A 25,209-nucleotide genomic window follows, 5' to 3' on the forward strand; every position below is an offset into this window, starting at 1 on the left:
TCATATTACAATCTCCTTAACTACTTAGTGCTTTCTGCAAGCTTATATCCTCTTACAAACAATAGAGTCACATAAGAAACAATAAATGAGAAAATGCTATACATGCCGACCCAAAAGAAAAATTTTGGAGTAAAGGCGATAACACCTATTATTAAAAAACTAGCAAACGTTACAATCGGCATTACGTAATACGTTTTCGACTTGCGCGTTCCAATAACAGAAACGATAAAGATAAGTAACGGACAAATTAATAAGACGAAAATCAATTCATTCATAGTTATGTCCCCTTTTCTAATTGCAGTAATCTGTTTCTCGTAAACGTTTTGAAAAAATTACTCTCCTAATATAATTTCGCTAAGGGATAACGAATCCCTGTTGAAAACCAGTAATTCATGATGAATTTTACAAGAAAAAACGTAAGCAAGAGAACACTTGCTTACGTTATAAAATAAACATCGCAAAGATAGTGGTGACAATTAAACCGATAACAACCGGTAAAAAGTTTCGGCGTGCCAGTTCAAATGGATCTACCTTGCAAATTGCAGCAGCAGGAATAAGCGCCCAAGGAATTAACGTCCCGCCCCCGGTCCATATAGCCGCAATTTGTCCGAGTGCTGTTAATGTAGCTGTTCCATGACCTAAAGCTGTTCCGAAAAGGTTTGCAATGGAACCAGCAAGCGATATACCGGAAAAACCAGATCCATCTAAGCCTGTTATGACACCAACGATAGTTAATGTTCCCGCCGATACGTATTGGTTTAAAGGGACCGTTTGAGATAAGGCAATACCTAAGTCGTTAATGATTCCATGTGAACCTTTCGGTAAATAGTCTCCGATAATTTTCACAAAGCCGCTATCTCCTAAATAAAAGAGTGCAGCAATTGGAATAACTGGACCAAAGATTTTAAATCCAAATTGGAGCCCTTCTATAAAATAATCGGTTGTTTTATTTAGTCCATTACCTTTGTAGGCGATGAGTGAAATGATGATAATCATAATAACAGTCGTTCCGCCGATAAGTGCAGTTGCGTCGCTTCCTTGTAGTTTAAATTGAATCATGCAAAGGATATCAATGATATATACGGTAGGGATACATATAGCGAGCCATTTCTTTGTGCGAGGAGATAATGAAGTGAGCGTTTTAGAAGACGCAGTTAATGGAATAGATTCTTGTATAGATAAGCCTGTATGAAACTCTTTTCGTAAGAAGAAAAAAGCGACGGAAGTTGTCACAATGCCCATAACGATAACAAGTGGAACACTTGCAGATACGACGCTGGAAACAGGGAGACCAGCCGCGTCTGCAGTTAATTTCGGTGCACCTTGAATAACGAAGTCGCCAGATAAGGCGATGCCGTGTCCGAATAAGTTCATAGCAATTGCAACCCCAATTGGAGGAAGACCGACACGTACAGCAACCGGCAATAAAATAGCTCCCATTAAGGCGACAGCTGGAGAAGGCCAAAAGAAGAAAGAAATGGTCATCATTAAAAGGCCGATAATCCAGTAGGCGAGTGTAGGTGTACGAATCATTTTTGTAAATGGTGAAATCATCGTATCATTTATGCCAGTATGAACGAGTAAATTGCTCATTGATACGATAATGGAGATGATTAATATAGTTGGTAATAGCTCAGTAATGGCGTAAATGAAACTTTGAAAAATCCCGCTAATGGCAAGAGGGATAGAACTTGTTGCAGTTAATGCTAATAAAAAGATAAAAACGATACAAATAATCGTCGTATCTTTCCGGAGAATAAAAAAGGTAATAATAGTGAGTAAACAAATAATGTAGAGAGCGTGTAATAGCGTTAATTCAACTCCCATAACATTCACATCCTTTAGGCATTCGTGTAGTTTATTGTATGAAAGCAGTGAAAGTATGTGAGTATAGGAAAAAGAAAAAAGTAAAATTTCATGTACTGTAATGGTAAGGACGATAAATGGATGTTACAATACAATTGATCCTAAAAATGGAATTTGAGGAGAAGTAGAATGGGGGAGTACGAATAAGAGAGAGAATAGGATATTATGGTGTGCTCGTTTGTTTACTATTATCAGTTATTTCAGGGCAATTTCTTAACAGTGGATGGGTACCAGTTATATTATGTATTGGCGTATTGATTTTTGCTCCTATGTATCGCTGGAATGAATGGAAAGCATATAGTCGAAAAAAGAAAATGCTTTTCAGTATCGAGTTTATCATTATAATTAGTATGATCCCATTTTTGTTATTAAAAGGAAATGAAATAATAGATGGAATTGTAATGTTTCAAGGATGGTTGTTTATTGCGAAATTACTATATTTAATTTGCATTTTAATGTTGGTAGCGATAGTCACTAAAAAATTAAACGAAAAGTTATTCGTTAATGAATAAAAGAAAATGCCACCTTATTCGGTGGCATTTTCTCATTTTACTGAATGGGCTTTTTGCATTTTTTTAATTAAACGAATTTGTCCGCGATGATTGATTTCATCTTCAAAAACGTGAAACCATTTAAAGTAGTTGTTAGCTGGTTTGTCATACCAAAAGTCTGTTGTTTTAAACAGCCATTCATCAGGTAATGATTGAAATGTTGCAATCGTTTTGGAACGTACTTCTTGTAATGTATTGATGTAAAATTTTATAGATTTTCCTTTTATTTTCTCGCGTCCAAGGTTCCCTAACTCAATAGCAGGTAACCAATGTTCTAATTCAGCTTCCGTCGGTTCACGGTCTTCAAAGGTATGAATTTGGTAGTAAAATTCAATAGCAGCCATATGGTACAATAACATACCAATTGAATTTGCGTCCTTATCATATAAATGATCAAGTTCTTCAATTGTTAAACCTTCCACTGCTTGCATTGTTGTATAGCGAGCGTAATTCATCATGGAAACAAGATTTGAAAATTCTACTTGTAAACCCTCTATTTTATCAATTACAAAATTCAATTTAAATTCCCCCTCTTTAAACGAATACTCCAGAGAAGGAATTCTATGTGTAGAGAAAAACTCCTTTTAAAAAGGCCATGATTTTAACAAGGGATTACAATTAGTTCTCTATTTGATTTTGTAATAACTTCATATCCGTCTTTTATAATGACGATATCGTCTTCAATTCTACAACCGCCCCAGTTTGGTATGTAAATACCTGGTTCAACTGTAACAACCATACCTTCTTTTAATGTAGCTTTACTTTCTTGGGATAAGCGAAGAGGTTCATGTATTTCTAAGCCAAGACCATGACCAGTAGAATGACCAAAATATTGACCATATCCACAATCTGTAATGTAGTTTCTTGTTACATCATCGATACTTTTCGCGGTTTCTCCAGGCTTAATCGCTTCAGTCCCACGTTTTAACGCTTCTCGTACAACATTGTATATTTTTTTGAATTCTTCCGATGGTTCCCCTATTGCTACAGTACGTGTTATATCAGAACAATATCCGTCATAAAGTGCACCGAAATCTAATGTAACGATGTCGCCTCGTTCAATTATTTTATTTGATGCAACTCCATGTGGAAGAGAAGAACGAACACCAGAAGCTACAATAATTTGAAATGATGAAGATGCAGCACCTTTTTTTCGCATGAAAAATTCTAATTCATCTCGTACAGCATTTTCACTTATTCCTGGTTTTAGAAACGTAAGAATGTGGTGAAATGCTTCGTCCGCGATATTAGCTGCAATTTTCATTGTTTCTATTTCAGGCGTGTCTTTAATGATACGAATATTTTCGATAATTTCGCACACTTGAATCATTTCCGCCTGTACGTATTTTTGCAAGTTTTTATATTGTTGCAATGTCATGTTGTTTTCTTCAATTCCAAGTTTTTGAATGTTTAATTTCGATACTTGATGTGCAATTTCTTTTTCTAAATTTCCTTTATGCATAATAATTTCAGCATCTTTTATTTGTGATTTTGCTTGATCTACATAGCGGAAATCAGTGATAAAAACAGCTTGATCGGCAGAGATTAAGACGACGCCAGCGCTACCTGTAAAGCCTGTTGCATATTGGCGATTTTCTTTTTTTGTAATAAGTAACCCGTCAATTTCATAGTTTTGTAGTTGATTTTGGATTTTATTAATTTTTAAAGTCATGTTAATTCCTCCTATTCATAGTATTGAATAAAGCAAATAGCGTGCCAAAATGTATATTTGAAGAAAGGATAGTAGGGACAACATATATTTTAGGGGAGATAAAAAAATAGCCCGTAATTTGTGGGAGACGGTTTGTTCATAAAATCTAGATTGCTTCAATGAATAGCAGGGGGATGGGGAAAAATGATTGGAGTTACACTTGTACTTTATTTACATGCTGTAAAAAAATTTATACAAATGTGAAATGATACTGTCAATTTTTTTGACAATATTGAATGGATATAGCAACGAAATTGAAAACATATAAAAAATGCGCTGCATACAAGCAACGCATTTTTTTATTTATGCTTTTAATTTCATTACAATATCAGCATCTGGTGTTACATATACGGTTTGCTGATTGTCGTACGTAACAAAACCAAGTTTTGCACCACTCGGTTTTTTGACATGGCGTATTTTGGTGAAATCAACAGGTACAGAGCTAGACTCTTTCGCTTTACTGTAATAGGCAGCAATTTTGGCAGCTTCTAGTAAAGTTTCTTCAGCAGGCTCTAAAGAACGAATGACAACGTGAGAGCCAGGTATATCTTTCGTATGTAACCAAATTTCATCACGGCGGGCAAACTTCGTTGTTAAATAATCATTTTGTTTATTGTTTTTACCAACGAAAATCTCTGTGCCATCACTTGCTACATATTTATCTAATACTGGTTTAGTAGGCTTTTTCTTTGCGTTTTTCGTTTTGCGATTGCGCACATAACCTTCTTCAGCTAATTCCTCACGAATTTCTTCAATGTCTTTTGAAGAAGCAGCTTCCATTTGTTGAAGTAAGCTATCAAAATAAAGAATTTCGTCATTTGTTTTTTCAATTTGTTCTTCTACAACAACAACTGAATTTTTTGCTTTTTGATACTTTTGGAAATAGCGTTGTGCATTTTCAGATGGTGTTTTTAAAGGATCTAATGTGATTTTTACAGTTCCACCATTCTCATCGTAATAATTAACGACCTCAATATCTTTATCGCCCTTTTTTAAAGCGTACATATTGGCTGTAAGTAGCTCTCCAAATAGTTGATATTTATCTGCTTTTCCAGCATCTTGCAGTGTTTTTTCGAGTTTAATGAGTTTTTTCTCGTTTTTATTTTTTTCGTTTTGCATAAAGCGTTCTAAATCATGAGCTTGTTGTTTTACACGATCACGTTCTGCTTTGCCAAAGAAGAAACGATCTAACAATTCGCTCACTGATGAGAATGTTTTTTCTTCTCCTTGCAAGTGTGTAAGAGGGAAAAGATAAAAGAATTCTTTTCCATTTGCAGTAATCATTGTAGGTGTATATGCATGAGATAGTAATGGTGTTTGTACAGAGAAAAATGCTTCTGATAATGCTTTCTCGTTTACCATACCGGCTTTCTTTACTACTTCTTTTGCAAATAATGGGGATATTCCCATGAAAGCACCGACGAGTTGTTTATCCATATTTCCAGATAGAAAGTCTAGCGGTCTAATAAAATCATCTGCGGTTTCAATTTGCAGAGGATTGATTTTATGTTGGGCTGGTGGCGCGACGTACTCAGCACCAGCATATACAGTTCGGTGACGGTTTACGGCTAATGAAACGTGTTTTAAGCTATCTAAAATCACGTTTGTTTTCGTATCTAATAAGATAATGTTACTATGTCGTCCCATTATTTCAATTACTAATGTTTTTAATGATTCGTCTCCGATCTCATTACGACTGCGAACTGTAATTTGAATAATGCGTTCTAAGTCGATTTGTTCAATTTTTTCAATAAATCCACCTTCTAAATGTTTGCGAAGAAGCATACAGAACATCGGCGGTATTGCTGGCGAATCGTAGTTTTGATTCGTTAAGTGCATACGCGCATATGTAGGATGAGATGAAAGAATTAGTTTTTGGTTCTTTCCATTCGCTCGAATATGTAATAAAATCTCGTATTTTGAAGGTTGATATATTTTGGAAATTCTTCCTGTGTAAAGAGAATTTTCAATTTCATGTGTAATCGCTCTTGTAAATAATCCATCGAATGCCATAAATGAACACTCCTTTCTAACTAAATGTTAATTATAGCATTTTTTTGGACGAGGCTGAATAAGCTTTCAATAGAGTATGTCTGGAATCAGGAGGTCGATAGCAGGATGAACTGGTATGGAATGCGAGCACATGAAGTGGAAGAAAGAACGAATACGAATGTAAAGGTTGGACTTACAGAGAAAGAAGCAGAAGGGCGAGTAAAGAAATTTGGTACTAATGAATTAGAAGAAGCAAAAAGGCCTTCTGCACTAATGGTATTTTTAGCACAGTTTAAAGATTTCATGGTACTCGTTTTGTTTGGAGCAACAATTGTTTCTGCGTTTTTAGGTGAATACATTGATTCTATTGCTATTGTTGCCATTGTTATTATCAATGGTATTCTCGGCTTTTTTCAAGAAAGAAAAGCTGAAAAATCATTGGAAGCTTTAAAGGAACTAGCCGCCCCGCAAGTTACTGTAATGCGGAATGGAAAGTGGGTAAAAGCACCATCTAAAGCACTTGTTTTAGGTGATATTATTAAGTTTTCCAGTGGTGATCGTATTGGGGCTGATGTGCGTCTTGTTGAGGCATCAAGTTTATATATTGAAGAGTCTGCTTTGACAGGGGAGTCCGTACCTGTACAAAAGAAGGTAGAAGCATTGCAAGGGCAAGATGTTGCAATTGGTGATCAAAAAAATATGGCTTTTATGGGGACAATGATTACGCGAGGATCTGGTACAGGAGTCGTTGTAGCAACTGGTATGAATACAGCGATGGGGCAAATTGCAAATATGTTGCAAAATGCAGAGCAAATGGAAACGCCACTGCAAAGAAGGTTAGAACAGCTCGGAAAAATATTAATTATTGTAGCTCTTATTTTGACAGCGCTCGTTGTATTGGCTGGTGTGTATCAAGGGAATGAAGTATATCATATGTTTTTAGCTGGGGTATCGCTAGCTGTTGCGGCTATTCCAGAAGGATTGCCAGCAATTGTTACAGTAGCTTTATCACTTGGTGTACAGCGTATGATAAAAAAGAGAGCAATTGTAAGGAAGTTACCGGCCGTAGAAACGTTAGGCTGCGCTTCTGTTATATGCTCTGATAAAACGGGAACAATGACGCAAAACAAAATGATGGTAACACATATGTGGTCAGGCGGAGAATTGTGGAAAGTGACAGGGCAAGGATATGAACCTAATGGCTCTTTTATGAAAGGTGAAAAAGAAGTGAATCCAGCTAAGACAAAATCACTTTATCAGCTACTTACATTTGGTTCACTATGTAACAATGCAAATATTATGCAAAAGAAAAAGGCGTACGTATTAGATGGAGATCCAACAGAGGGAGCGCTTGTAGCTGCAGCAATGAAAGCTGGGATAACACGTGAGGCATTGAAAGGGAAATTTGAAATTATTCGTGAATTTCCATTTGATTCAACTCGAAAAATGATGAGTGTTATTGTACGAGATCGAGAGGGGAAAAAGTTTATTGTTACGAAAGGAGCACCGGATGTTCTTTTGCAAATGAGCCAAACAATCTTATGGGGGGATAAGCAGCAGCCGTTAAGTGAGCTATATAGAAAAGAAGTACAGGCGGCTATTCATAGCTTAGGTAGTCAAGCGCTTCGAACAATTGCAGTTGCGTTTAAACCTTTAAAAGTCACGGATTCTATTGAACATGAAAGAGACGTTGAAAAAGATTTTATGTTGGTTGGGATACAAGGTATGATTGACCCGCCAAGGCCAGAAGTCGCGCAGGCGGTAAAAGAGTGTAAAGAAGCTGGTATTCGAACAGTAATGATTACAGGTGATCATAAAGTGACAGCAATGGCGATTGCTGAACAATTAGGAGTTTTACCACCAGATGGACGCGTTGTTGAAGGAGTAGAACTCGCGAATATGGATGTGGAGGAATTAGAAAATGTTGTAGAAGATACGTATGTATTCGCTCGTGTATCACCTGAGCATAAATTGAAAATTGTTAAAGCATTGCAAAATCAAGGACATATAGTAGCGATGACAGGTGATGGAGTGAACGATGCTCCAGCTATAAAAACAGCGGATATTGGGATAGCGATGGGGATTACAGGGACAGATGTTGCAAAAGAAGCCTCTTCACTTGTTTTACTAGATGATAATTTTGCTACAATTAAGTCAGCGATTAAAGAAGGAAGAAATATATACGAGAACATACGTAAGTTCATTCGCTACTTATTGGCGTCAAATGTTGGAGAAATTTTAGTTATGTTATTTGCGATGTTACTTGCATTACCACTGCCGATGGTTCCTATTCAAATTTTATGGGTGAACTTAGTTACTGATGGTTTACCAGCGATGGCATTAGGTTTGGATAAGGCTGAAGGAGATGTGATGAAGAGAACACCGCGTCACCCGAAAGAAGGGGTATTCGCTAGAGGGCTTGCGTGGAAAATAATAAGTCGAGGGTTTTTAATTGGAGCAGTGACGTTAGTGGCGTTTATTATTGCGTATAACCAACATCCAAATGAACTGAAATATGCACAAACTGTAGCGTTCGCGACGTTGGTACTTGCACAGCTTATTCATGTATTTGATTGTCGTAGTGAGCATTCTGTCTTTCACCGTAATCCATTTGGGAACGTGTATTTAGTAGGGGCGGTTATTATTTCGTTACTACTTATGCTAGTGGTTATATATTATCCACCGTTACAACCGATCTTTAGCACAATGCCGATACAAGCAAGAGATTGGTTATTAATTGGAGGTTTGTCATCAATTCCGACTTTCTTACTAGTAGGTTCTTTATTAACAGGGAAAAAGGCTAAGAAGAAAAAGCCGATGTTATATAAGAAGGGATTAAACTTGAAATAGTCAATGTTATGAAAATGTGATATAATTTACAGAAGGTAGTAGAGCCTTGTCTCTATTACCTTTTTCATTGAGTTATTTTATGGCTTGGATGTGATAAAAATGATTTCTAGTATGACAGGGTTTGGAAGATCGAAAGTAGAAAGTGATACTTTTCAAATTACAGTAGAAATGAAATCGGTGAACCACCGTTTTTTAGAGATGAGTATTCGACTTCCTAAGCAAATGATGGTATTTGAGGACAAAATTCGTAAAATAATTGCACAGCAAGTTCGACGTGGACGCATCGAAGTGTCTATTAGTATAGCAGGTGAAGGACTTGTTGAAAGAAAATTAAGTGTGAATTGGTCACTTCTTGAGCAGTACCAATCGATGATGGAAGATATAAAAGGGAAATTTCAATTACAAGATTCTATTACACTCGAACAATTAATGGCAATGCCAGAAGTAACAGCAATTGAAGAAATAGAAAATGTAAATGAACATTTTGAGAACAGTTTATATGAGGCTGTTCGTCAAGCTGCTCATATGTTGAAAACGATGAGAGATGGCGAAGGAGAACGATTACATAAAGATATAGCGTATCGTTTACAAGAAATTAGCAATTGTGTAAATGCAATTATTCCACATGCACCGATTGTTACACAAAAATATCGTGAACGATTAGAAAATCGCTTAAAAGAATTACATAATCAAGATCTAGATGAACAAAGATTGCTAACAGAAGTCGCAATCTTTGCAGAGCGTTGTGATATTCATGAAGAGTTAGTTCGTTTGCAAAGTCATTTAGAGCAATTTCGTGAAACATTGCAGATTGAAGAGCCTGTTGGAAGGAAAATGGATTTCATTGTGCAAGAGATGCATAGAGAAATTAATACGATTGGTTCTAAGGCAAATGACTTAACAATTTCAAAATATGTTGTAGAAATGAAAAATAACCTTGAAAAAATTCGTGAACAAGTACAAAATATTGAGTAGCTTTCAAAAAATATATAAAGTTATACGTGGTGGAGAAATCGGATAGACTTACTAGGAGGCGCAAACTATGGCCATGCGGTTTTTAAATATTGGATACGGAAATATTGTATCTGCTCATCGAATTATTGCTATTGTAAGTCCGGAGTCAGCTCCTATTAAACGAACAGTACAGGAAGCACGCGAACATAATGCTTTGCTTGATGCTACTTATGGGAGAAAAACAAGGGCGGTTATTGTTATGGATGATGGGCATGTTGTATTAAGTCCAATTCAACCAGAGACGATTGCACATCGTTTGAATAATAAAGAAGATTTAAGTGAGGAAGGGTAGGTTTTACATATTTATGAGAAGTAGAAGAGGATTGCTCATCGTTCTTTCAGGGCCTTCTGGGGTTGGAAAAGGGACGGTTCGTAAAGAGCTGTTTAGCCATGAGGATACACGTTTTCAATACTCTATTTCAGTAACGACACGTAAGCCGCGTGAAGGTGAAGTAGATGGTGTGGATTATTTCTTTAAAGAAAGAGAAGAATTCGAGGAAATGATTCGTAATGAAAAATTACTTGAGTGGGCTGAGTTCGTAGGTAATTATTACGGAACACCGATTGACTATGTTGAAAAAACATTACAAGAAGGAAAAGATGTATTCTTAGAAATTGAAGTGCAAGGAGCAATTCAAGTTAAGAAAGCTTTCCCAGAAGGTGTATTTATTTTCTTAGCACCTCCAAGTTTATCTGAACTAAAGAGCCGTATTGTCGGACGTGGTACAGAGACTGAAGATGTTATTGAAAATCGTTTAACTGTAGCGAAAGAAGAAATCGAGATGATGGACGCTTACGACTATGTAGTAGAAAACGATCAAGTTGAATTAGCTTGTGATAGAATTAAAGCAATTGTGGTTGGCGAACATTGCCGCCGCGAAAGGGTAGCAAAATATTATAAAGAAATGACGGAGGGTCTATAATTATGTTAAATCCATCAATTGACTCATTACTACAAAAAATCGATTCTAAGTACACTTTAGTAACAGTGGCTGCAAAACGCGCACGTGAAATGCAACTTGCTAATAACTGTGTTGTAGAAAAACCTGTTTCTCATAAATGTGTAGGTAAAGCATTAGAAGAAATCGATGCAGAAGCATTAAGCTACGTACCAAGTGAAGATAAAGTAGCTGAATAAGCCTTTGCCTTCGACAAAATAAAACATAGACTTTATAATTTTCTATGTAACGGTAACAACCTATTTACAAGTAGGTTGTTATTTTTTTACGAAAGGAATGAAATATCGGTACTGACGAGCTGAGAATTCTATTTCAGTATTATAAGTTTGAAAAAGAAAGAGGACGAGTCATATGCTAAAAGGGAAAAAGATACTTCTATGTGTAACAGGAGGCATTGCGGTTTTTAAAGCAGCTGCGTTAACGAGTAAATTGACACAATCTGGCGCGATTGTAAAAGTAATGATGAGTGAGTCGGCAATGAAGTTTGTTACGCCTCTTACATTCCAAGCGCTTTCTCGCCATGATGTATATACGGATACATTTGATGAGAAAGACTCAGCTGTTATTGCTCATATTGATTTAGCAGATTGGGCGGATGTTGTACTTGTCGCACCTGCTACTGCCAATTGTATTGGAAAGTTAGCTGGTGGTATTGCAGATGATATGATTACAACTACTTTGTTAGCTACTACAGCTCCGGTATGGATTGCGCCTGCTATGAATGTGCATATGTATGAAAATAAAATAGTTCAAAAAAATATGATGACATTGAAAACGCTAGGATATACATTTATTGAGCCTGGGGAAGGCTTTTTAGCATGTGGATATGTAGCGAAGGGACGACTAGAAGAACCAGAAGCAATTATTGCACGGTTAGAGGAAGCTTTCTCAGAACACAAACCATTGCAGGGAAAAAGAATATTAATAACTGCTGGCCCAACACGTGAAAAGGTTGATCCAGTTCGTTTTATGACGAATTTTTCTTCTGGAAAAATGGGGTATGCGATTGCGGAAGTGGCAGCAAATTTAGGCGCTGATGTTATACTCGTTTCAGGACCGACAGCATTAAATCCACCGTTACATGTAACGACAGTACAAGTGGAATCTGCACAAGATATGTTAGAAGCAGTTCTTCAACATTATCAAAACGTAGACGTTGTCATTAAAACAGCAGCAGTTGCAGATTATCGTCCGAAATATGTGCATGAGAATAAAATGAAAAAGCAAAATGGTGATGCTGTCATTGAACTTGAAAGAACGGTGGATATTTTAAAAACGTTAGGTCAGAAAAAGGATAAACAGTTACTTATCGGTTTTGCTGCTGAAACGACAAATGTAGAGGAATATGCAACGAAAAAACTACGTGAGAAAAATGCAGATATGATTGTCGCGAATGATGTAAAAGCACAAGGAGCTGGATTTGGCACGGATACGAATATTGTAACAATGTATAGAAAAGATGGAAAAGTTATTGAGTTGCCACTTTTAATGAAAAAAGAGGTAGCTCGTGAAATATTGAAGCAAATTGAAATGATGTTAGAAGATGATCGTTTATGAAATTTGCAAGTGTAATTGTTGATGTACCTGCCCGTCAGACAGATCGACCATTTGATTACATTATCCCTAAAAAATGGGAAGATATTGTACAGACAGGAATGCGTGTAGTAGTTCCGTTTGGGCCAAGAAAATTGCAAGGTTTTATTATTGGGATTAAAGATTCGGTGGATGTAGAAAGTAAGAAGTTAAAGACAATCCATGAAATATTAGATGTAACACCAGTTTTAAATGATGAATTATTAAAGCTTGGATATTGGCTTACAAGTGAAACGTTATGCTACATGATTTCAGCTTTTCAAGTGATGCTTCCAACTGCGATAAAAGCAACGTATAAAAAACGTCTACAACTTTGTAAACAGGAAGAAATAGCACCAGAAATACTATATTTATTTCAGGATAAAGAAGCAATTGATTTTGAAGTAATCGAGCAACAGCCACATTTATACCGAACTATTCAACAAGAAATTAAAAATGGTACGGTTGAAGTCGTTTATCAAGTGAAAGATAAAGTACAAAAGAAGAAGCAAAGAGTGGTTCAGCCGGAGTTGCCAGAAGATAAATTGGAATTAGCGGCATTTGAACTGAAAAGTAAAAAACAACAAGATGTACTTTATTATTTTGTGGAAAATTATAAAAGTGCACCGTTGAAAGTAATTACAGAAGAGTTACAAATAACAGATGCTCCAATAAAAGCACTTGTTAAAAAGGGATTCATTTCAGAAAAGTATGTGGAAGTATACCGAAATCCGTATGACGATGATGATTTTGAACAAACAAAACCATTTCCACTTACGGAGGAACAAAAACAAGTTATTACACCGATTTTATCATCAATTACAAATGAAACTTATAATCCATTTTTACTATATGGTGTTACAGGAAGTGGAAAGACAGAAGTATATTTACAATCTATAGCAGCAGTGCTCAAGAAAGGAAAAGAAGCTATCGTTCTTGTCCCTGAAATTGCACTAACGCCCCAAATGGTGGATCGTTTTAAAGGTAGGTTTGGCTCGCAAGTTGCAGTTCTTCATAGTGCGTTGTCTGTTGGAGAAAAGTATGACGAGTGGCGTAAGATTTTAAGAAAAGAAGTGAAAGTTGTAGTTGGTGCGCGTTCAGCTGTTTTTGCGCCTTTTGAGAATTTAGGGATTATTATTATTGATGAAGAGCATGAATCAAGTTACAAACAAGAAGATAATCCGAGGTATCATGCAAGAGATGTAGCTGTCTGGAGAGGACAATATCATAAATGTCCTATCGTTCTTGGTAGTGCGACGCCAACACTTGAATCGTTTGCAAGGGCGAAAAAAGGTGTTTATAAACTACTAACAATGGAAAAACGTATGAATGAACAAGCTTTACCAACGGTAGAGATTGTTGACATGCGAGAAGAACTTCGTGACGGGAATCGATCAATGTTTTCTAAGGCGCTGCATGAAAAAATAGCAGATCGATTAGAAAAGAAAGAACAAATGGTACTCTTTTTAAATAGAAGAGGTCATTCTACATTTATTATGTGCCGTGATTGTGGGTATGTTGTACAATGTCCGCATTGTGATATTTCATTGACATATCATAAAATGAATCATCGTTTAAAATGTCATTATTGTAGTTACGAAGAGAATATGCCAACTGAGTGTCCAGCTTGTCAAAGTACATACATTCGTTTCTTTGGTACAGGTACACAAAAGGTAGAAGAAGAAATTACAAAACTATTTCCAGAGGCGCGAGTCATTCGAATGGATGTAGATACGACAAGTCGAAAAGGAATGCATGAAAAATTATTAAAGGCGTTTGGGGAAGAAAAAGCAGATATATTACTTGGAACACAAATGATTGCTAAAGGATTAGATTTTCCGAAAGTAACGCTCGTTGGGGTTTTAACTGCAGATACGATGCTTCACTTACCTGATTTTCGGGCAAGTGAAAAGACATATCAGTTATTGACGCAAGTAAGTGGACGAGCGGGTAGACATGAATTGCCAGGGGAAGTTGTGATTCAAACGTATACGCCAGAACATTACAGCATAGAGTTAGCGAAGAACCAACAATATGATGTGTTTTTTGACCAAGAAATGCAAATGAGACGAACAAGACAATATCCCCCATATTACTATGTTGTACTCGTAACTGTATCTCATCCAGAATTATTAAAAGCGGTACAAGTGACGGAAAAAATTGCCTCGTATTTACGAACGCATTGCTCACAGCAAACAATGGTGCTAGGACCAGTTGCTTCAGCGATTCCAAGGATAAAAGATAGATATCGTTATCAATGCATGATAAAATACAAACGGGAACCAAACTTAAAGAACGTGCTCAAAATGGTAAATGAACATTATCAAGCAGAAATGCAAAAAGAGCTACAAATCTCAATTGATTTTAATCCAACAATGTTAATGTAGCGGAGGGAAATATGGCAGTTTTAGAAATAATAAAGCATCCAAATGAAGTGTTAGAAACACCATGCGAAAGAGTAATTAACTTTGATAAAAAGTTAGTGAAATTGTTGAAAGATATGCATGAAACAATGTTAATTGCGGACGGAGTCGGTTTAGCTGCGCCTCAAGTAGGTGTAAGCTTGCAAGTAGCGGTTGTTGATGTCGATGATGATACTGGGAAAATCGAGTTAATCAATCCATCAATATTAGAAAAACGTGGTGAACAAGTAGGTCCCGAAGGCTGTTTAAGCTTCCCGGGACTTTATGGTGAAGTAGAACGTGCCGATTATATTAAAGTAAGAGCGCAAAATCGCCGTGGGAAAGTATTCTTATTAGAAGCGGAAGGATTTTTAGCGCGTGCAATTCAACATGAAATTGATCATTTACACGGTGTTTTATTTACATCGAAAGTGACAAGATATTATGAAGAAAACGAACTAGAATAGGTGTTAAAAGGAGCGGTTTTTAAATGATAAAAGTAGTGTTTATGGGAACACCGGACTTTTCAGTGCCGGTGCTTCGTCGTCTTATTGAAGATGGCTATGAGGTAGTAGGTGTTGTGACGCAACCTGATCGTCCAGTAGGTAGAAAAAAAGTATTAACACCTACACCTGTTAAAGTTGAAGCGGAAAAACATGGTATCCCTGTGTTACAGCCGTTAAAAATTCGTAAAAAAGATGAATATGAAAAAGTATTGGCATTAGAGCCAGATTTAATTGTAACAGCTGCATTTGGGCAGATTGTACCAAATGAAATTTTAGAAGCACCGAAGTATGGATGTATTAATGTTCACGCTTCTTTACTTCCTGAACTTCGTGGTGGTGCACCAATTCATTATGCAATTATGGAAGGTAAAGAAAAAACAGGTATTACAATTATGTATATGGTAGAAAAATTGGATGCTGGTGATATCTTAACGCAAGTGGAAGTTGAAATTGAAGAGCGTGAAACGACAGGCTCATTATTTGATAAATTAAGTGAAGCAGGAGCACACCTTCTATCTAAAACAGTACCTTTATTAATCCAAGGTAAGTTAGAACCGATTAAACAAAACGAAGAAGAAGTAACGTTTGCGTACAATATAAAACGTGAGCAAGAGAAAATTGATTGGACAAAAACAGGTGAAGAAGTATACAATCACATTCGCGGATTGAATCCATGGCCAGTTGCTTATACAACTTTAGCAGGACAAGTTGTTAAAGTATGGTGGGGAGAAAAAGTGCCTATAACTGAACCGGCTGAAGCAGGTACGATTGTTGCAATCGAAGAAGATGGTTTTGTTGTAGCAACGAGTAATGAAACAGGTGTTAAAATTACTGAATTGCAACCATCTGGTAAAAAGCGTATGAGTTGTTCACAATTTTTACGTGGAACAAAACCTGAAATTGGAACGAAGTTAGGAGAAAATGCATGAGACAAAATGTTCGTGAATTAGCTCTTGATGGTTTAATTCAAGTGGAAAAAAGTGGTGCATATAGCAACTTACTTTTAAATAATCTAATTGAAAAAAGTGCAATTGATAGAAAAGATATTGGTTTATTAACTGAAATTGTATATGGAACGATTCAACGTCGTGACACATTAGATTATTATTTACAGCCTTTTTTAAAAAAGAAGGTTGAGGCGTGGGTAAGAGTATTGCTTCGCTTATCTTTATATCAAATGATTTATTTAGACCGAGTGCCAGAAAGAGCGGCTATTCATGAAGCGGTTGAGATTGCAAAGCGTCGCGGGCATAAAGGAATTGCTGGTATGGTGAACGGTGTATTACGTTCGATTCAGAGAGAAGGTGTACCTTCTGTAGATGAAATCAAGGATCCAGTAGAACGTCTTGCAATTACAACAAGTCATCCAGTTTGGCTTGTCCAAGAGTGGACTTCAGAATACGGTTTAGAAACTGCAGAAAAAATGTGCGAAGTAAACATGTTACCCCCTGTACCAACAGCGCGTGTGAATGTTGATAAGGTAACGGCAGAAGAAGCGATTGAGTTGTTGGCAAGTGAAGGTATAGAAGCAAAACGTGGTGACTTATCAGATGATGCTATTCAGATTGAAAGAGGAAATGTAGCGCATACAGAAGCGTTTAAAAAAGGATTTCTTTCTATTCAAGATGAAAGTTCTATGCTTGTAGCACGCGCTTTAGAACCGAATGCGGGAGATGCAGTTCTTGATAGTTGTGCTGCTCCAGGCGGAAAAACAACGCATATCGCGGAACGATTAAAGGGAACTGGTAAGGTCATGTCCCTTGATTTACATGCACACAAAGTACGTTTAATTAAACAGCAAGCAGAGCGACTTGGTCTAGAAAATGTCGAAACTAAAGCGCTAGATGCTAGAAAAGTGCAAGAGCACTTTGCAAATGAAACGTTTGATAAAATATTGGTAGATGCACCGTGTTCTGGATTTGGTGTAATTAGACGTAAACCTGATATTAAGTTAGGAAAAGATAAAGGCGATAGTGAAAGATTATCGACGATTCAAATTGCAATACTAGAAAAAATAGCACCATTATTAAAACAAGGCGGTCGTCTTGTTTATAGTACGTGCACAATTGAGAAAATAGAAAATGAACAAGTAATAGAGAAATTTTTACAAGAACATCCTGAATTTGAATGGGATACTACGCTTAAAGAGCGTATGCCAGAAAAATTAACTCCGTATATTGATGAAGGTCAAGTGCAAATTTTACCGCATTATTTTGCGACGGATGGCTTTTATATTGCTTGTTTAAGGAAGAAGGTGTAGCATCATGGAAACGACTGTAAGAAAACAAAAGAAAAATTTAGAAACGAAGAAACCATCAATTTACTCTTTACAACTTCATGAAATGCAAGATTGGTTAAAGGAACAAGGAGAACCGAAGTTTCGTGCTGGACAAATTTTTGATTGGTTATATAAAAAACGTGTAAAAAATTATGAGGATATGTCAAACCTTTCTAAAGGATTGCGTGATAAATTGTCGAATTCCTTTGATATTACTACTTTAAACACGTTAGTAAAACAAACGTCTTCGGATGGAACAATTAAATTCTTATTCCAATTATATGACGGATATTCTATTGAAACGGTATTAATGCGACACGAATATGGAAATTCCATTTGTGTAACAACGCAAGTTGGTTGTCGTATTGGGTGTACGTTCTGTGCTTCGACACTTGGTGGATTAAAGCGAAACCTAGAAGCTGGAGAAATCGTAGCGCAAGTAGTAGAAGTTCAGCGTGCGCTTGATGAAACAGAAGAACGTGTAAGTTCTCTTGTTGTTATGGGGATTGGAGAGCCATTTGATAACTATGATAATTTAATGGGATTCTTACGCATCATTAACCATGAAAAAGGACTTCATATTGGTGCGAGACATATGACTGTTTCGACGAGTGGAATTATCCCGAAAATTTATAAGTTTGCTGAAGAAGATCTACAAATTAATTTTGCGATTTCATTGCATGCTCCAAACTCAGAATTACGTTCAAAATTAATGCCGATTAACCGTGCTTATAAATTACCAGATTTAATGGAAGCTATTAAATACTATGTAAATAGAACAGGGCGTCGTATTACTTTTGAATATGGATTATTTGGAGGAGAAAATGACCAAGTAGAGCATGCTGAAGAGCTTGCTGCGCTCTTAAAAGGTGTAAAATGTCATGTGAACTTGATTCCGGTAAACTACGTACCTGAACGTGATTATGTACGTACGCCACGTGAACAAATTTTCTTGTTCGAGAAAACGTTAAAAGATCGTGGAGTGAATGTAACGATTCGCCGTGAACAAGGTCATGATATTGATGCAGCCTGCGGTCAGTTGCGTGCGAAGGAGCGCAAAGAAGAGACGAGGTGACGAGATGAAAGCCGTATTTCTATCGGATAAAGGAAAAGTTCGTCAACATAATGAAGATAGTGCAGGAGTTTTTCACAATTTAGATGGAAATGTATTAGCGGTAGTAGCAGATGGAATGGGAGGTCATCGAGCTGGTGATGTAGCTAGCTCGATGGCCATTCAATTATTCCATGATTATTGGAAGCAAACACATAATATGAATGAGCCGAAAAAAGTAGAACAATGGTTACATACTAGTGTTGGGATTATTAATGAGCGTATATATGAATACGCTCAGCAAAATGTAGAATGTAATGGTATGGGAACAACGCTTATAATAGCTGTTTGTACACCAAGCTTTGTGACAATAGGGCATATAGGAGATAGTCGTTGCTATATGGTATCAGAAGGAGAAATGACGCTAGTAACGGAAGATCATTCACTTGTAAATGAGCTTGTGAAACATGGTGAAATTTCAAAGGAAGACGCAGAGTATCATCCGAAAAAGAATGTGTTATTAAGAGCATTAGGAACAGAAGAAAAAGTTGGGTTAGATGTTAAAACGTTGGTGATTGAGGAAGATGATCAATTACTTCTTTGCTCTGATGGGTTATCAAACAAAGTTTCTATTGATGATATGCGACAAATTTTACAGTTAAATGAACAGCTTGAAGGTAAAGGGCAGTGTCTCATTCAATTGGCAAATGATCGCGGTGGAGAAGATAATATCACACTTGTTCTTATTGATTATGCGGGTTCGACAAACGAAAGTAGGTGAAGTGCAACGTGCTGATTGGAAAACGCTTAAATGACCGTTATAAGCTGCTGAAAATGATTGGTGGTGGCGGAATGGCCAATGTATATTTAGCTCATGATGATATACTTGGCCGAGATGTAGCGGTAAAAATATTAAGACTCGACTACTCAAATAACGAAGAGTTTATTAAACGTTTCCATCGAGAAGCGCAGTCTGTTACAACGTTGTCGCATCCAAATATTGTGAATATGTATGATGTCGGAGAAGAATATGGTATATACTATCTTGTCATGGAATATGTACCAGGGCAAACATTGAAGCAATACATAATTGAGCGAGGGATGTTACCTATAGGAGAAGCTCTTGATATTATGGAGCAGTTAACATCCGCTATGGCACATGCCCATCATTTTGAAATTGTGCATCGTGATATAAAGCCGCACAATATTTTAATTCGAGCTGATGGAATAATAAAAGTAACAGATTTTGGAATTGCGACAGCTACAAGTGCAACAACAATTACACATACAAATTCAGTGCTCGGTTCAGTCCATTATTTATCACCAGAACAGGCACGTGGCGGGATAGCAAATAAACAATCAGATATCTATTCTCTTGGAATAGTTATGTTTGAATTGTTAACAGGAAGACAACCGTTTTCTGGCGAATCTGCTGTTGCTATAGCTTTAAAACATTTACAAAGTGAAATCCCATCACCAAAAAGATGGAATGAAAATATTCCGCAAAGTGTTGAAAATATTATATTAAAGGCAACTGCAAAAGATCCGTTTCACCGATATCAATCTGCCAATGCGATGAAGCGAGATATTGAAACTGCGCTATATCCAGAGAGGATAAATGAGCAACCATTTTACATACCGGAAGATATGGAAGCGACGAAAGCGATTCCGATTATTCAACAAGAACAATTATTTGAAAATGTAAGTGATGAAACGATTGTTTTAAAAGGGAGTAAGGTGGAAGAACCGATAAGAGCAGAAGCAGCTGAGTTAGATAAGAAGAAAAAACGGAGTAACAAGTGGCTTAAAGTTTTAATTTCAACATTTTTATTTTTAGCAATAGGAATAACATTAGCACTTACGGTTATTCCAGGATTATTTATTCCGAAAGATGTGAAAGTTCCTGATGTGGCTGGTATGAAATACACGACAGCTGTAAATACATTAGTAGAAAAGGGCTTTGAGGTGACGGAGCCTAATATTGTATATACAGATGATGTTGAAGTTGGGGATGTAATAAAAACGGACCCTGTAGCAGGAAGAGTCGTAAAAGAAAACGCTAAAATTACTATCTATCAATCAGGTGGAAAAAAGAAAAGTAAGATGGCAAATTTCACAGGTCAAAACTTTGAGAGTGTAAAAGCTGAGTTAGAAGAAAAATATAAACAAGTTACGGTAAATTATATTGAAAATGATAAGCCGAAAGGTGAAATTGTAGAACAAATTCCGACGCCTGATCAGATGGTTATAGAAGCGGAGCAAGAACTGAAAATCTGGGTAAGTAAAGGGCCTTATCAAATTAGACCAGGTGACTTTTCGGGGTGGACTGAAAATAGTGTAACTGGTTATTTGAATGAGAGAAAACTAACGTCAGATATAAAACGAGAGTATTCAGATACAGTCGAAAAAGGACTTGTAATTTCGCAATTTCCAAAACCAGGTACACCATTAAAAGAGGGAGATAAAGTAACTATTATTATCTCTGATGGTCAAAAGCCTAAAGTGACTAAAACGGTAAAAGTGGACAATATCTCTATCCCATATGAGCCTGCTGTAACAGGTGAAAAAAAGCCGCAAACAATAGAAATTTATAAAGAAGACATGCAGCAAAAAATGGATAGACCGGTTGAAACGAGAACAATTACTGAATCAGCGACTATTTCTTTAGAATTTGTAATTCAAGAAGGTTCAAAGGGACACTATAAAATTGTACGGGATGGAGTAACGATTATTGATAAAGAAGTACCATATCCAACTCAATAATAGTGAAAGTCTACTTATTATTATTGCCTGTTATGCTGTCTACAAAGTGGACGGTATAGCAGGCAAAAATATATGATTCAAAAAGCTAGTAAAGTGATGCAGCTGTAAATATTTTTTTGCATTTAATGGGAAATTCAATGTATATTAGCGAAAGTATATATGGTAGGTTTTGAAATCGTTATTTGGAAAATTTAAATCCATTCATTTTTAAATTCAGCATCACCTTATACAAAAAAGGAGAATTCTATGCCAGAAGGAAAAATTATAAAAGCTTTAAGTGGGTTTTATTACGTGCAGCATGAAGAAGGGGTTACGCAATGTCGTGGGCGAGGTGTATTTAGAAAAAATAAAATTACACCACTTGTAGGAGACCAAGTTGTTTTTCAGGCAGATAATCCAACTGAAGGTTATGTGCTTGAAGTGTTTGATCGAAAAAATGAACTTGTTAGACCTCCTATTGCTAATGTCGATCAAGCGATCCTTGTGTTCTCTGCAGTAGAACCAGATTTTAATCCTGGACTGTTAGATCGATTTTTAGTGCTGATTGAATATCATAACATTAAGCCAATTATTTGTATTAGCAAGATGGATTTAGTAGATGAAAAGATGAAAGCAACTGTTGAAGCTTATGCGAATGATTATCGTGAGATGGGTTATGATGTTTTATTTACTTCTATTAATACGTCAGAAAGTATTGATATATTAAAACCATACTTAGAAAATTGTGTTTCTGTCGTTGCGGGCCAATCTGGTGTTGGGAAATCTTCAATGCTTAATGTGCTACGTCCAGAATTAGAGCTGAAAACAAATGATATTTCTTCCCATTTAGGACGCGGGAAGCATACGACAAGACACGTAGAATTAATTGCAATTGGGAGTGGACTAGTAGCAGATACACCGGGTTTTAGTTCACTAGATTTCATTGATATAGAAGTAGAAGATCTTACATATTGTTTTCCAGAGTTGAAAGAAGCGAGCCAATACTGTAAATTTAGAGGGTGTACACATCTTTCTGAACCGAAATGTGCGGTGAAAGCTGCGGTTGAAGAAGGGAAGATTACAGAATATCGCTATAAGAACTATAAACAATTCGTAGAAGAAATTAGAGAGAGAAAGCCGAGGTATTAGTTATGATTAAAATTGCACCATCGATTTTATCAGCAGATTTTTCAAAATTAGGGGAAGAGATTAAAGATGTAGAAAAGGGCGGAGCGGATTACATTCACGTTGACGTAATGGATGGACATTTCGTACCAAATATTACGATTGGACCGTTAATTGTAGAAGCAATCCGTCCGATTACATCATTACCATTAGATGTACATTTAATGATTGAAAATCCTGATAACTATATCCCGACTTTCGCACAAGCGGGAGCGGATATTATTACTGTTCACGTAGAGGCGTGTCCACATCTACATCGTACAATTCAGTTAATTAAATCTCATGGTATTAAAGCGGGCGTTGTATTAAATCCACATACGCCAGTTTCAGTGATTGAGCATGTATTAGAAGATATAGATATGGTATTACTTATGACAGTAAACCCTGGATTTGGTGGACAGAAGTTTATCCATTCTGTATTACCGAAAATTAAACAAGTTGCAGACATGGTGAAAGAGCGCAATCTAGAAGTGGAAATTGAAGTTGATGGTGGTGTAAATGCTGAAACAGCAAGACTTTGTGTGGAAGCAGGAGCAAATGTACTTGTAGCTGGGTCAGCAGTATACAATCAAAAAGACCGCGGTGAAGCAATTCGCGTAATTCGTGGGTAGTGATGAACTTTTATCCTAGTAAGGCATTTATAGGATAGGATAAAAATATGTAAAAAGGCAATCTACCGAATGGCAGATTGCCTTTTTACAATGGAAGGAGAAGAAAAAATGATTATTCATATTTTGGCAGGAGGACCTTCGGAATATTGCGCAGATTTTGCTCGATACGAGAATGAGGAAGTAGTGTGGGCAGCGGTTGATAGGGGAGTATACCGTCTATTAAAGAAAGGGATTACCCCGGCTGTTGCGTTTGGAGATTACGATTCAGTTACTGAAGAAGAATTAGTATGGATGGGACAGCAAACGAACGAATTACATATTGTTCCGCGGGAAAAAGATCAAACGGATTTAGAAATTGCAATCAACTGGGCATTAGAACAGAAGCCGGCACTAATTCGTATTTTTGGTGCTACTGGTGGAAGGCTTGATCACGGTTTGGCAAATATACAGATGCTTTTAAAAGGGTTAGAAGTAGAGATAGAAATGTGTATTGTGGACAATAAAAATGAAATAACAGTTAAAAAAATGGGTACACATATAATTGAAGAAAATAAAAATTTTCCTTATGTATCTTTTGTACCAGTTACTGAAATAGTGGAAGGGATTACATTGTTTGGTTTTAAGTACCCTCTTACTAATAAAACAATAGAGTGGGGATCAACACTTTGTATTAGTAACGAACTCGTTAAGGAAAAAGGTACTTTTTCATTTACTTCTGGCATATTAATGTTGATAAGAAGCACTGATTGAAGAAACAATTTTGCTCCTTACATCATATAGTGACCAAGTGGAGTAATGGGGATTAGGAGGGAAACCATGAGATTTTATACAATTAAGTTACCTAAATTTCTTGGTGGAATTGTTCGTGCAATGTTAAATACCTTCAAAAAAGATTAAAAAAAGCACCTATCACCGGTGCTTTTTCCATTGTTATAGTAAAAAAAGAGCCTATCGGCTCTTTTTTTTATTATTAAACACGTTCGATTTTGCCAGATTTTAATGCTCTAGCAGAAACGTAAACACGTTGAACTTTTCCGTCGATGCGTACGCGAACTTTTTGAAGGTTAGCGCCCCACTTACGTTTTGTAGCGTTCATTGCGTGAGAACGAGAGTTACCAGAACGAGCTTTTCTTCCAGTAATAGCACAAACACGAGCCATTTATATTTCCCTCCCTTGATACCTTACCATACGTAATTTTTCAATGTTAGTCTTTTATGCGATGCTAAAAACACTACTATAATTTAACACAACTAAAAAGAGAATGCAACACCGTAGAAAAAAGAAATCAAGAAAATTTACTTGACACTATATGTCAATGAAGAAAAGTTGAAATCCATAAAAATTGCTTGACATATTATAGTGGTACATGTTGTATAATAACAATGGACTATTTTGCTCATCATAAAAAAGTGTAATTTAAAACATAAAATATGAGAGTGAAAAGAAAGAACGATGGAATTTTCTTTAAAAAGATTATATGATAGTAACTAAAGTAGTCTAGCTCACTTTCACCATTTATGAAGGGGGAAACGAGATGTCAATTGAAATTAAAACGAAGTACGGTCAAATTGATATTAGTACAGATGTAATTGCAACAATTGCTGGAGGTGCCGCGGTAGATTGCTACGGTATCGTAGGTATGGCATCAAAAAATCAGTTAAAAGATGGATTAACAGACATTTTACGAAAAGAAAACTTCACTAGAGGTGTTATTGTTCGTAAAGATGAAGATGAAGTACATATTGATATGTATATTATTGTGAGCTATGGTACGAAAATTTCAGAAGTGGCACATAATGTGCAGACGAAAGTGAAATATACATTAGATCAAACTGTAGGACTAGCAGTAGATTCTGTAAACATCTACGTACAAGGAGTTAAAGTAATAAACTTGTAATGTGCATTAAGGAGGAAAATC

The 25,209-nt window shown here is 36.4% G+C and carries 25 protein-coding genes; 19 read left to right on the forward strand and 6 right to left on the reverse strand.

All coding sequences use genetic code 11. The features are described from left to right. Positions 1-20 precede the first annotated feature (20 nt). Together DN404_RS15065 and DN404_RS15070 are read right to left on the reverse strand one after the other, a co-directional pair. Positions 21-275 (reverse strand): YbeF family protein, encoded by a 255-nt coding sequence (locus DN404_RS15065; protein ID WP_006928316.1) that lies wholly within the window; start codon positions 273-275, stop codon positions 21-23. A 166-nt stretch (positions 276-441) separates the two neighbouring features. Beyond that, complete coding sequence (locus tag DN404_RS15070) at positions 442-1,827, reverse strand: hypothetical protein (protein WP_006928318.1); 1,386 nt, start codon at positions 1,825-1,827, stop codon at positions 442-444. A gap of 182 nt (positions 1,828-2,009) precedes the next feature. On the opposite strand from DN404_RS15070, the gene DN404_RS15075 reads away from it, so the two are divergent. Further along, positions 2,010-2,378: a YoqO family protein gene (locus DN404_RS15075; protein WP_049107494.1), complete on the forward strand. Its 369-nt coding sequence runs from the start codon at positions 2,010-2,012 to the stop codon at positions 2,376-2,378. A 32-nt stretch (positions 2,379-2,410) separates the two neighbouring features. Here the strand turns inward: DN404_RS15075 and DN404_RS15080 are convergent, their stop codons facing one another. From DN404_RS15080 to DN404_RS15090, 3 genes are all read right to left on the reverse strand, one after another. Then, entirely contained in the window at positions 2,411-2,935 is a 525-nt protein-coding gene (locus DN404_RS15080) for a DinB family protein (protein ID WP_149215157.1), read from the reverse strand. An 83-nt stretch (positions 2,936-3,018) separates the two neighbouring features. Then, positions 3,019-4,089, reverse strand: coding sequence for a M24 family metallopeptidase (locus tag DN404_RS15085; RefSeq protein WP_149215158.1), 1,071 nt, complete (start codon positions 4,087-4,089; stop codon positions 3,019-3,021). 342 nt (positions 4,090-4,431) lie between these two features. Beyond that, positions 4,432-6,141: an Rqc2 family fibronectin-binding protein gene (locus DN404_RS15090; RefSeq protein ID WP_149215159.1), complete on the reverse strand. Its 1,710-nt coding sequence runs from the start codon at positions 6,139-6,141 to the stop codon at positions 4,432-4,434. Between the two features lie 105 nt (positions 6,142-6,246). Between DN404_RS15090 and DN404_RS15095 the strand changes: the two genes are divergently transcribed. From DN404_RS15095 to spoVM, 17 genes are all read left to right on the forward strand, one after another. Beyond that, positions 6,247-8,970 (forward strand): calcium-translocating P-type ATPase, SERCA-type, encoded by a 2,724-nt coding sequence (locus tag DN404_RS15095; RefSeq protein WP_006928320.1) that lies wholly within the window; start codon positions 6,247-6,249, stop codon positions 8,968-8,970. Between the two features lie 99 nt (positions 8,971-9,069). Next, the gene (locus DN404_RS15100) at positions 9,070-9,945 is read left to right on the forward strand and encodes a YicC/YloC family endoribonuclease (protein WP_000625866.1); all 876 of its coding nucleotides are present in this window, start codon (positions 9,070-9,072) and stop codon (positions 9,943-9,945) included. Between the two features lie 67 nt (positions 9,946-10,012). Continuing rightward, positions 10,013-10,276, forward strand: coding sequence for an extracellular matrix/biofilm regulator RemA (remA, locus tag DN404_RS15105; RefSeq protein ID WP_001251456.1), 264 nt, complete (start codon positions 10,013-10,015; stop codon positions 10,274-10,276). Positions 10,277-10,289: 13 nt separating this feature from the next. Continuing rightward, the gene (gene gmk, locus DN404_RS15110; RefSeq protein ID WP_001257741.1) at positions 10,290-10,907 is read left to right on the forward strand and encodes a guanylate kinase; all 618 of its coding nucleotides are present in this window, start codon (positions 10,290-10,292) and stop codon (positions 10,905-10,907) included. 2 nt (positions 10,908-10,909) lie between these two features. Further along, positions 10,910-11,122 (forward strand): DNA-directed RNA polymerase subunit omega, encoded by a 213-nt coding sequence (rpoZ, locus tag DN404_RS15115; RefSeq protein WP_000933960.1) that lies wholly within the window; start codon positions 10,910-10,912, stop codon positions 11,120-11,122. Between the two features lie 172 nt (positions 11,123-11,294). Next, positions 11,295-12,500 carry a bifunctional phosphopantothenoylcysteine decarboxylase/phosphopantothenate--cysteine ligase CoaBC gene (gene coaBC, locus DN404_RS15120; protein ID WP_000911750.1) on the forward strand — a complete coding sequence of 402 codons (1,206 nt, stop codon included), beginning with the start codon at positions 11,295-11,297 and terminating at the stop codon, positions 12,498-12,500. After that, positions 12,497-14,902, forward strand: coding sequence for a primosomal protein N' (priA, locus tag DN404_RS15125; protein WP_149215160.1), 2,406 nt, complete (start codon positions 12,497-12,499; stop codon positions 14,900-14,902). Before coaBC ends, priA begins: the two co-directional genes overlap by 4 nt. An 11-nt stretch (positions 14,903-14,913) precedes the next feature. After that, positions 14,914-15,384 (forward strand): peptide deformylase, encoded by a 471-nt coding sequence (def, locus tag DN404_RS15130; protein ID WP_000279455.1) that lies wholly within the window; start codon positions 14,914-14,916, stop codon positions 15,382-15,384. A gap of 23 nt (positions 15,385-15,407) precedes the next feature. Continuing rightward, the gene (fmt, locus tag DN404_RS15135) at positions 15,408-16,352 is read left to right on the forward strand and encodes a methionyl-tRNA formyltransferase (protein ID WP_149215161.1); all 945 of its coding nucleotides are present in this window, start codon (positions 15,408-15,410) and stop codon (positions 16,350-16,352) included. After that, on the forward strand, positions 16,349-17,683 hold the full coding sequence (rsmB, locus tag DN404_RS15140; RefSeq protein WP_149215162.1) for a 16S rRNA (cytosine(967)-C(5))-methyltransferase RsmB: 1,335 nt from the start codon (positions 16,349-16,351) through the stop codon (positions 17,681-17,683). The genes fmt and rsmB overlap by 4 nt, the downstream gene beginning before the upstream one ends. 4 nt (positions 17,684-17,687) lie before the next feature. Continuing rightward, a complete protein-coding gene (rlmN, locus tag DN404_RS15145; protein ID WP_000450541.1) occupies positions 17,688-18,776 on the forward strand; it encodes a dual-specificity RNA methyltransferase RlmN in 1,089 nt (362 codons plus the stop codon). 4 nt (positions 18,777-18,780) lie between these two features. Next, on the forward strand, positions 18,781-19,533 hold the full coding sequence (locus tag DN404_RS15150; protein ID WP_000648707.1) for a Stp1/IreP family PP2C-type Ser/Thr phosphatase: 753 nt from the start codon (positions 18,781-18,783) through the stop codon (positions 19,531-19,533). A gap of 8 nt (positions 19,534-19,541) precedes the next feature. After that, positions 19,542-21,515 carry a Stk1 family PASTA domain-containing Ser/Thr kinase gene (gene pknB / locus DN404_RS15155; RefSeq protein WP_149215163.1) on the forward strand — a complete coding sequence of 658 codons (1,974 nt, stop codon included), beginning with the start codon at positions 19,542-19,544 and terminating at the stop codon, positions 21,513-21,515. Between the two features lie 246 nt (positions 21,516-21,761). After that, on the forward strand, positions 21,762-22,643 hold the full coding sequence (rsgA, locus tag DN404_RS15160) for a ribosome small subunit-dependent GTPase A (protein WP_001113932.1): 882 nt from the start codon (positions 21,762-21,764) through the stop codon (positions 22,641-22,643). Between the two features lie 2 nt (positions 22,644-22,645). Next, positions 22,646-23,290 carry a ribulose-phosphate 3-epimerase gene (gene rpe, locus DN404_RS15165; RefSeq protein WP_000589974.1) on the forward strand — a complete coding sequence of 215 codons (645 nt, stop codon included), beginning with the start codon at positions 22,646-22,648 and terminating at the stop codon, positions 23,288-23,290. Between the two features lie 69 nt (positions 23,291-23,359). Continuing rightward, a complete protein-coding gene (locus DN404_RS15170; protein ID WP_149215164.1) occupies positions 23,360-24,040 on the forward strand; it encodes a thiamine diphosphokinase in 681 nt (226 codons plus the stop codon). 66 nt (positions 24,041-24,106) lie between these two features. Then, the gene (gene spoVM / locus DN404_RS15175) at positions 24,107-24,187 is read left to right on the forward strand and encodes a stage V sporulation protein SpoVM (RefSeq protein WP_001213599.1); all 81 of its coding nucleotides are present in this window, start codon (positions 24,107-24,109) and stop codon (positions 24,185-24,187) included. A 73-nt stretch (positions 24,188-24,260) separates the two neighbouring features. Here the strand turns inward: spoVM and rpmB are convergent, their stop codons facing one another. Next, positions 24,261-24,449: a 50S ribosomal protein L28 gene (rpmB, locus tag DN404_RS15180; RefSeq protein WP_000124776.1), complete on the reverse strand. Its 189-nt coding sequence runs from the start codon at positions 24,447-24,449 to the stop codon at positions 24,261-24,263. 376 nt (positions 24,450-24,825) lie between these two features. On the opposite strand from rpmB, the gene DN404_RS15185 reads away from it, so the two are divergent. Then, a complete protein-coding gene (locus tag DN404_RS15185; protein WP_000021109.1) occupies positions 24,826-25,188 on the forward strand; it encodes an Asp23/Gls24 family envelope stress response protein in 363 nt (120 codons plus the stop codon). Positions 25,189-25,209: the final 21 nt, after the last annotated feature.

The organism is Bacillus sp. TE8-1 (assembly GCF_008368855.1).
Lineage (GTDB): Bacteria > Bacillota > Bacilli > Bacillales > Bacillaceae_G > Bacillus_A > Bacillus_A cereus.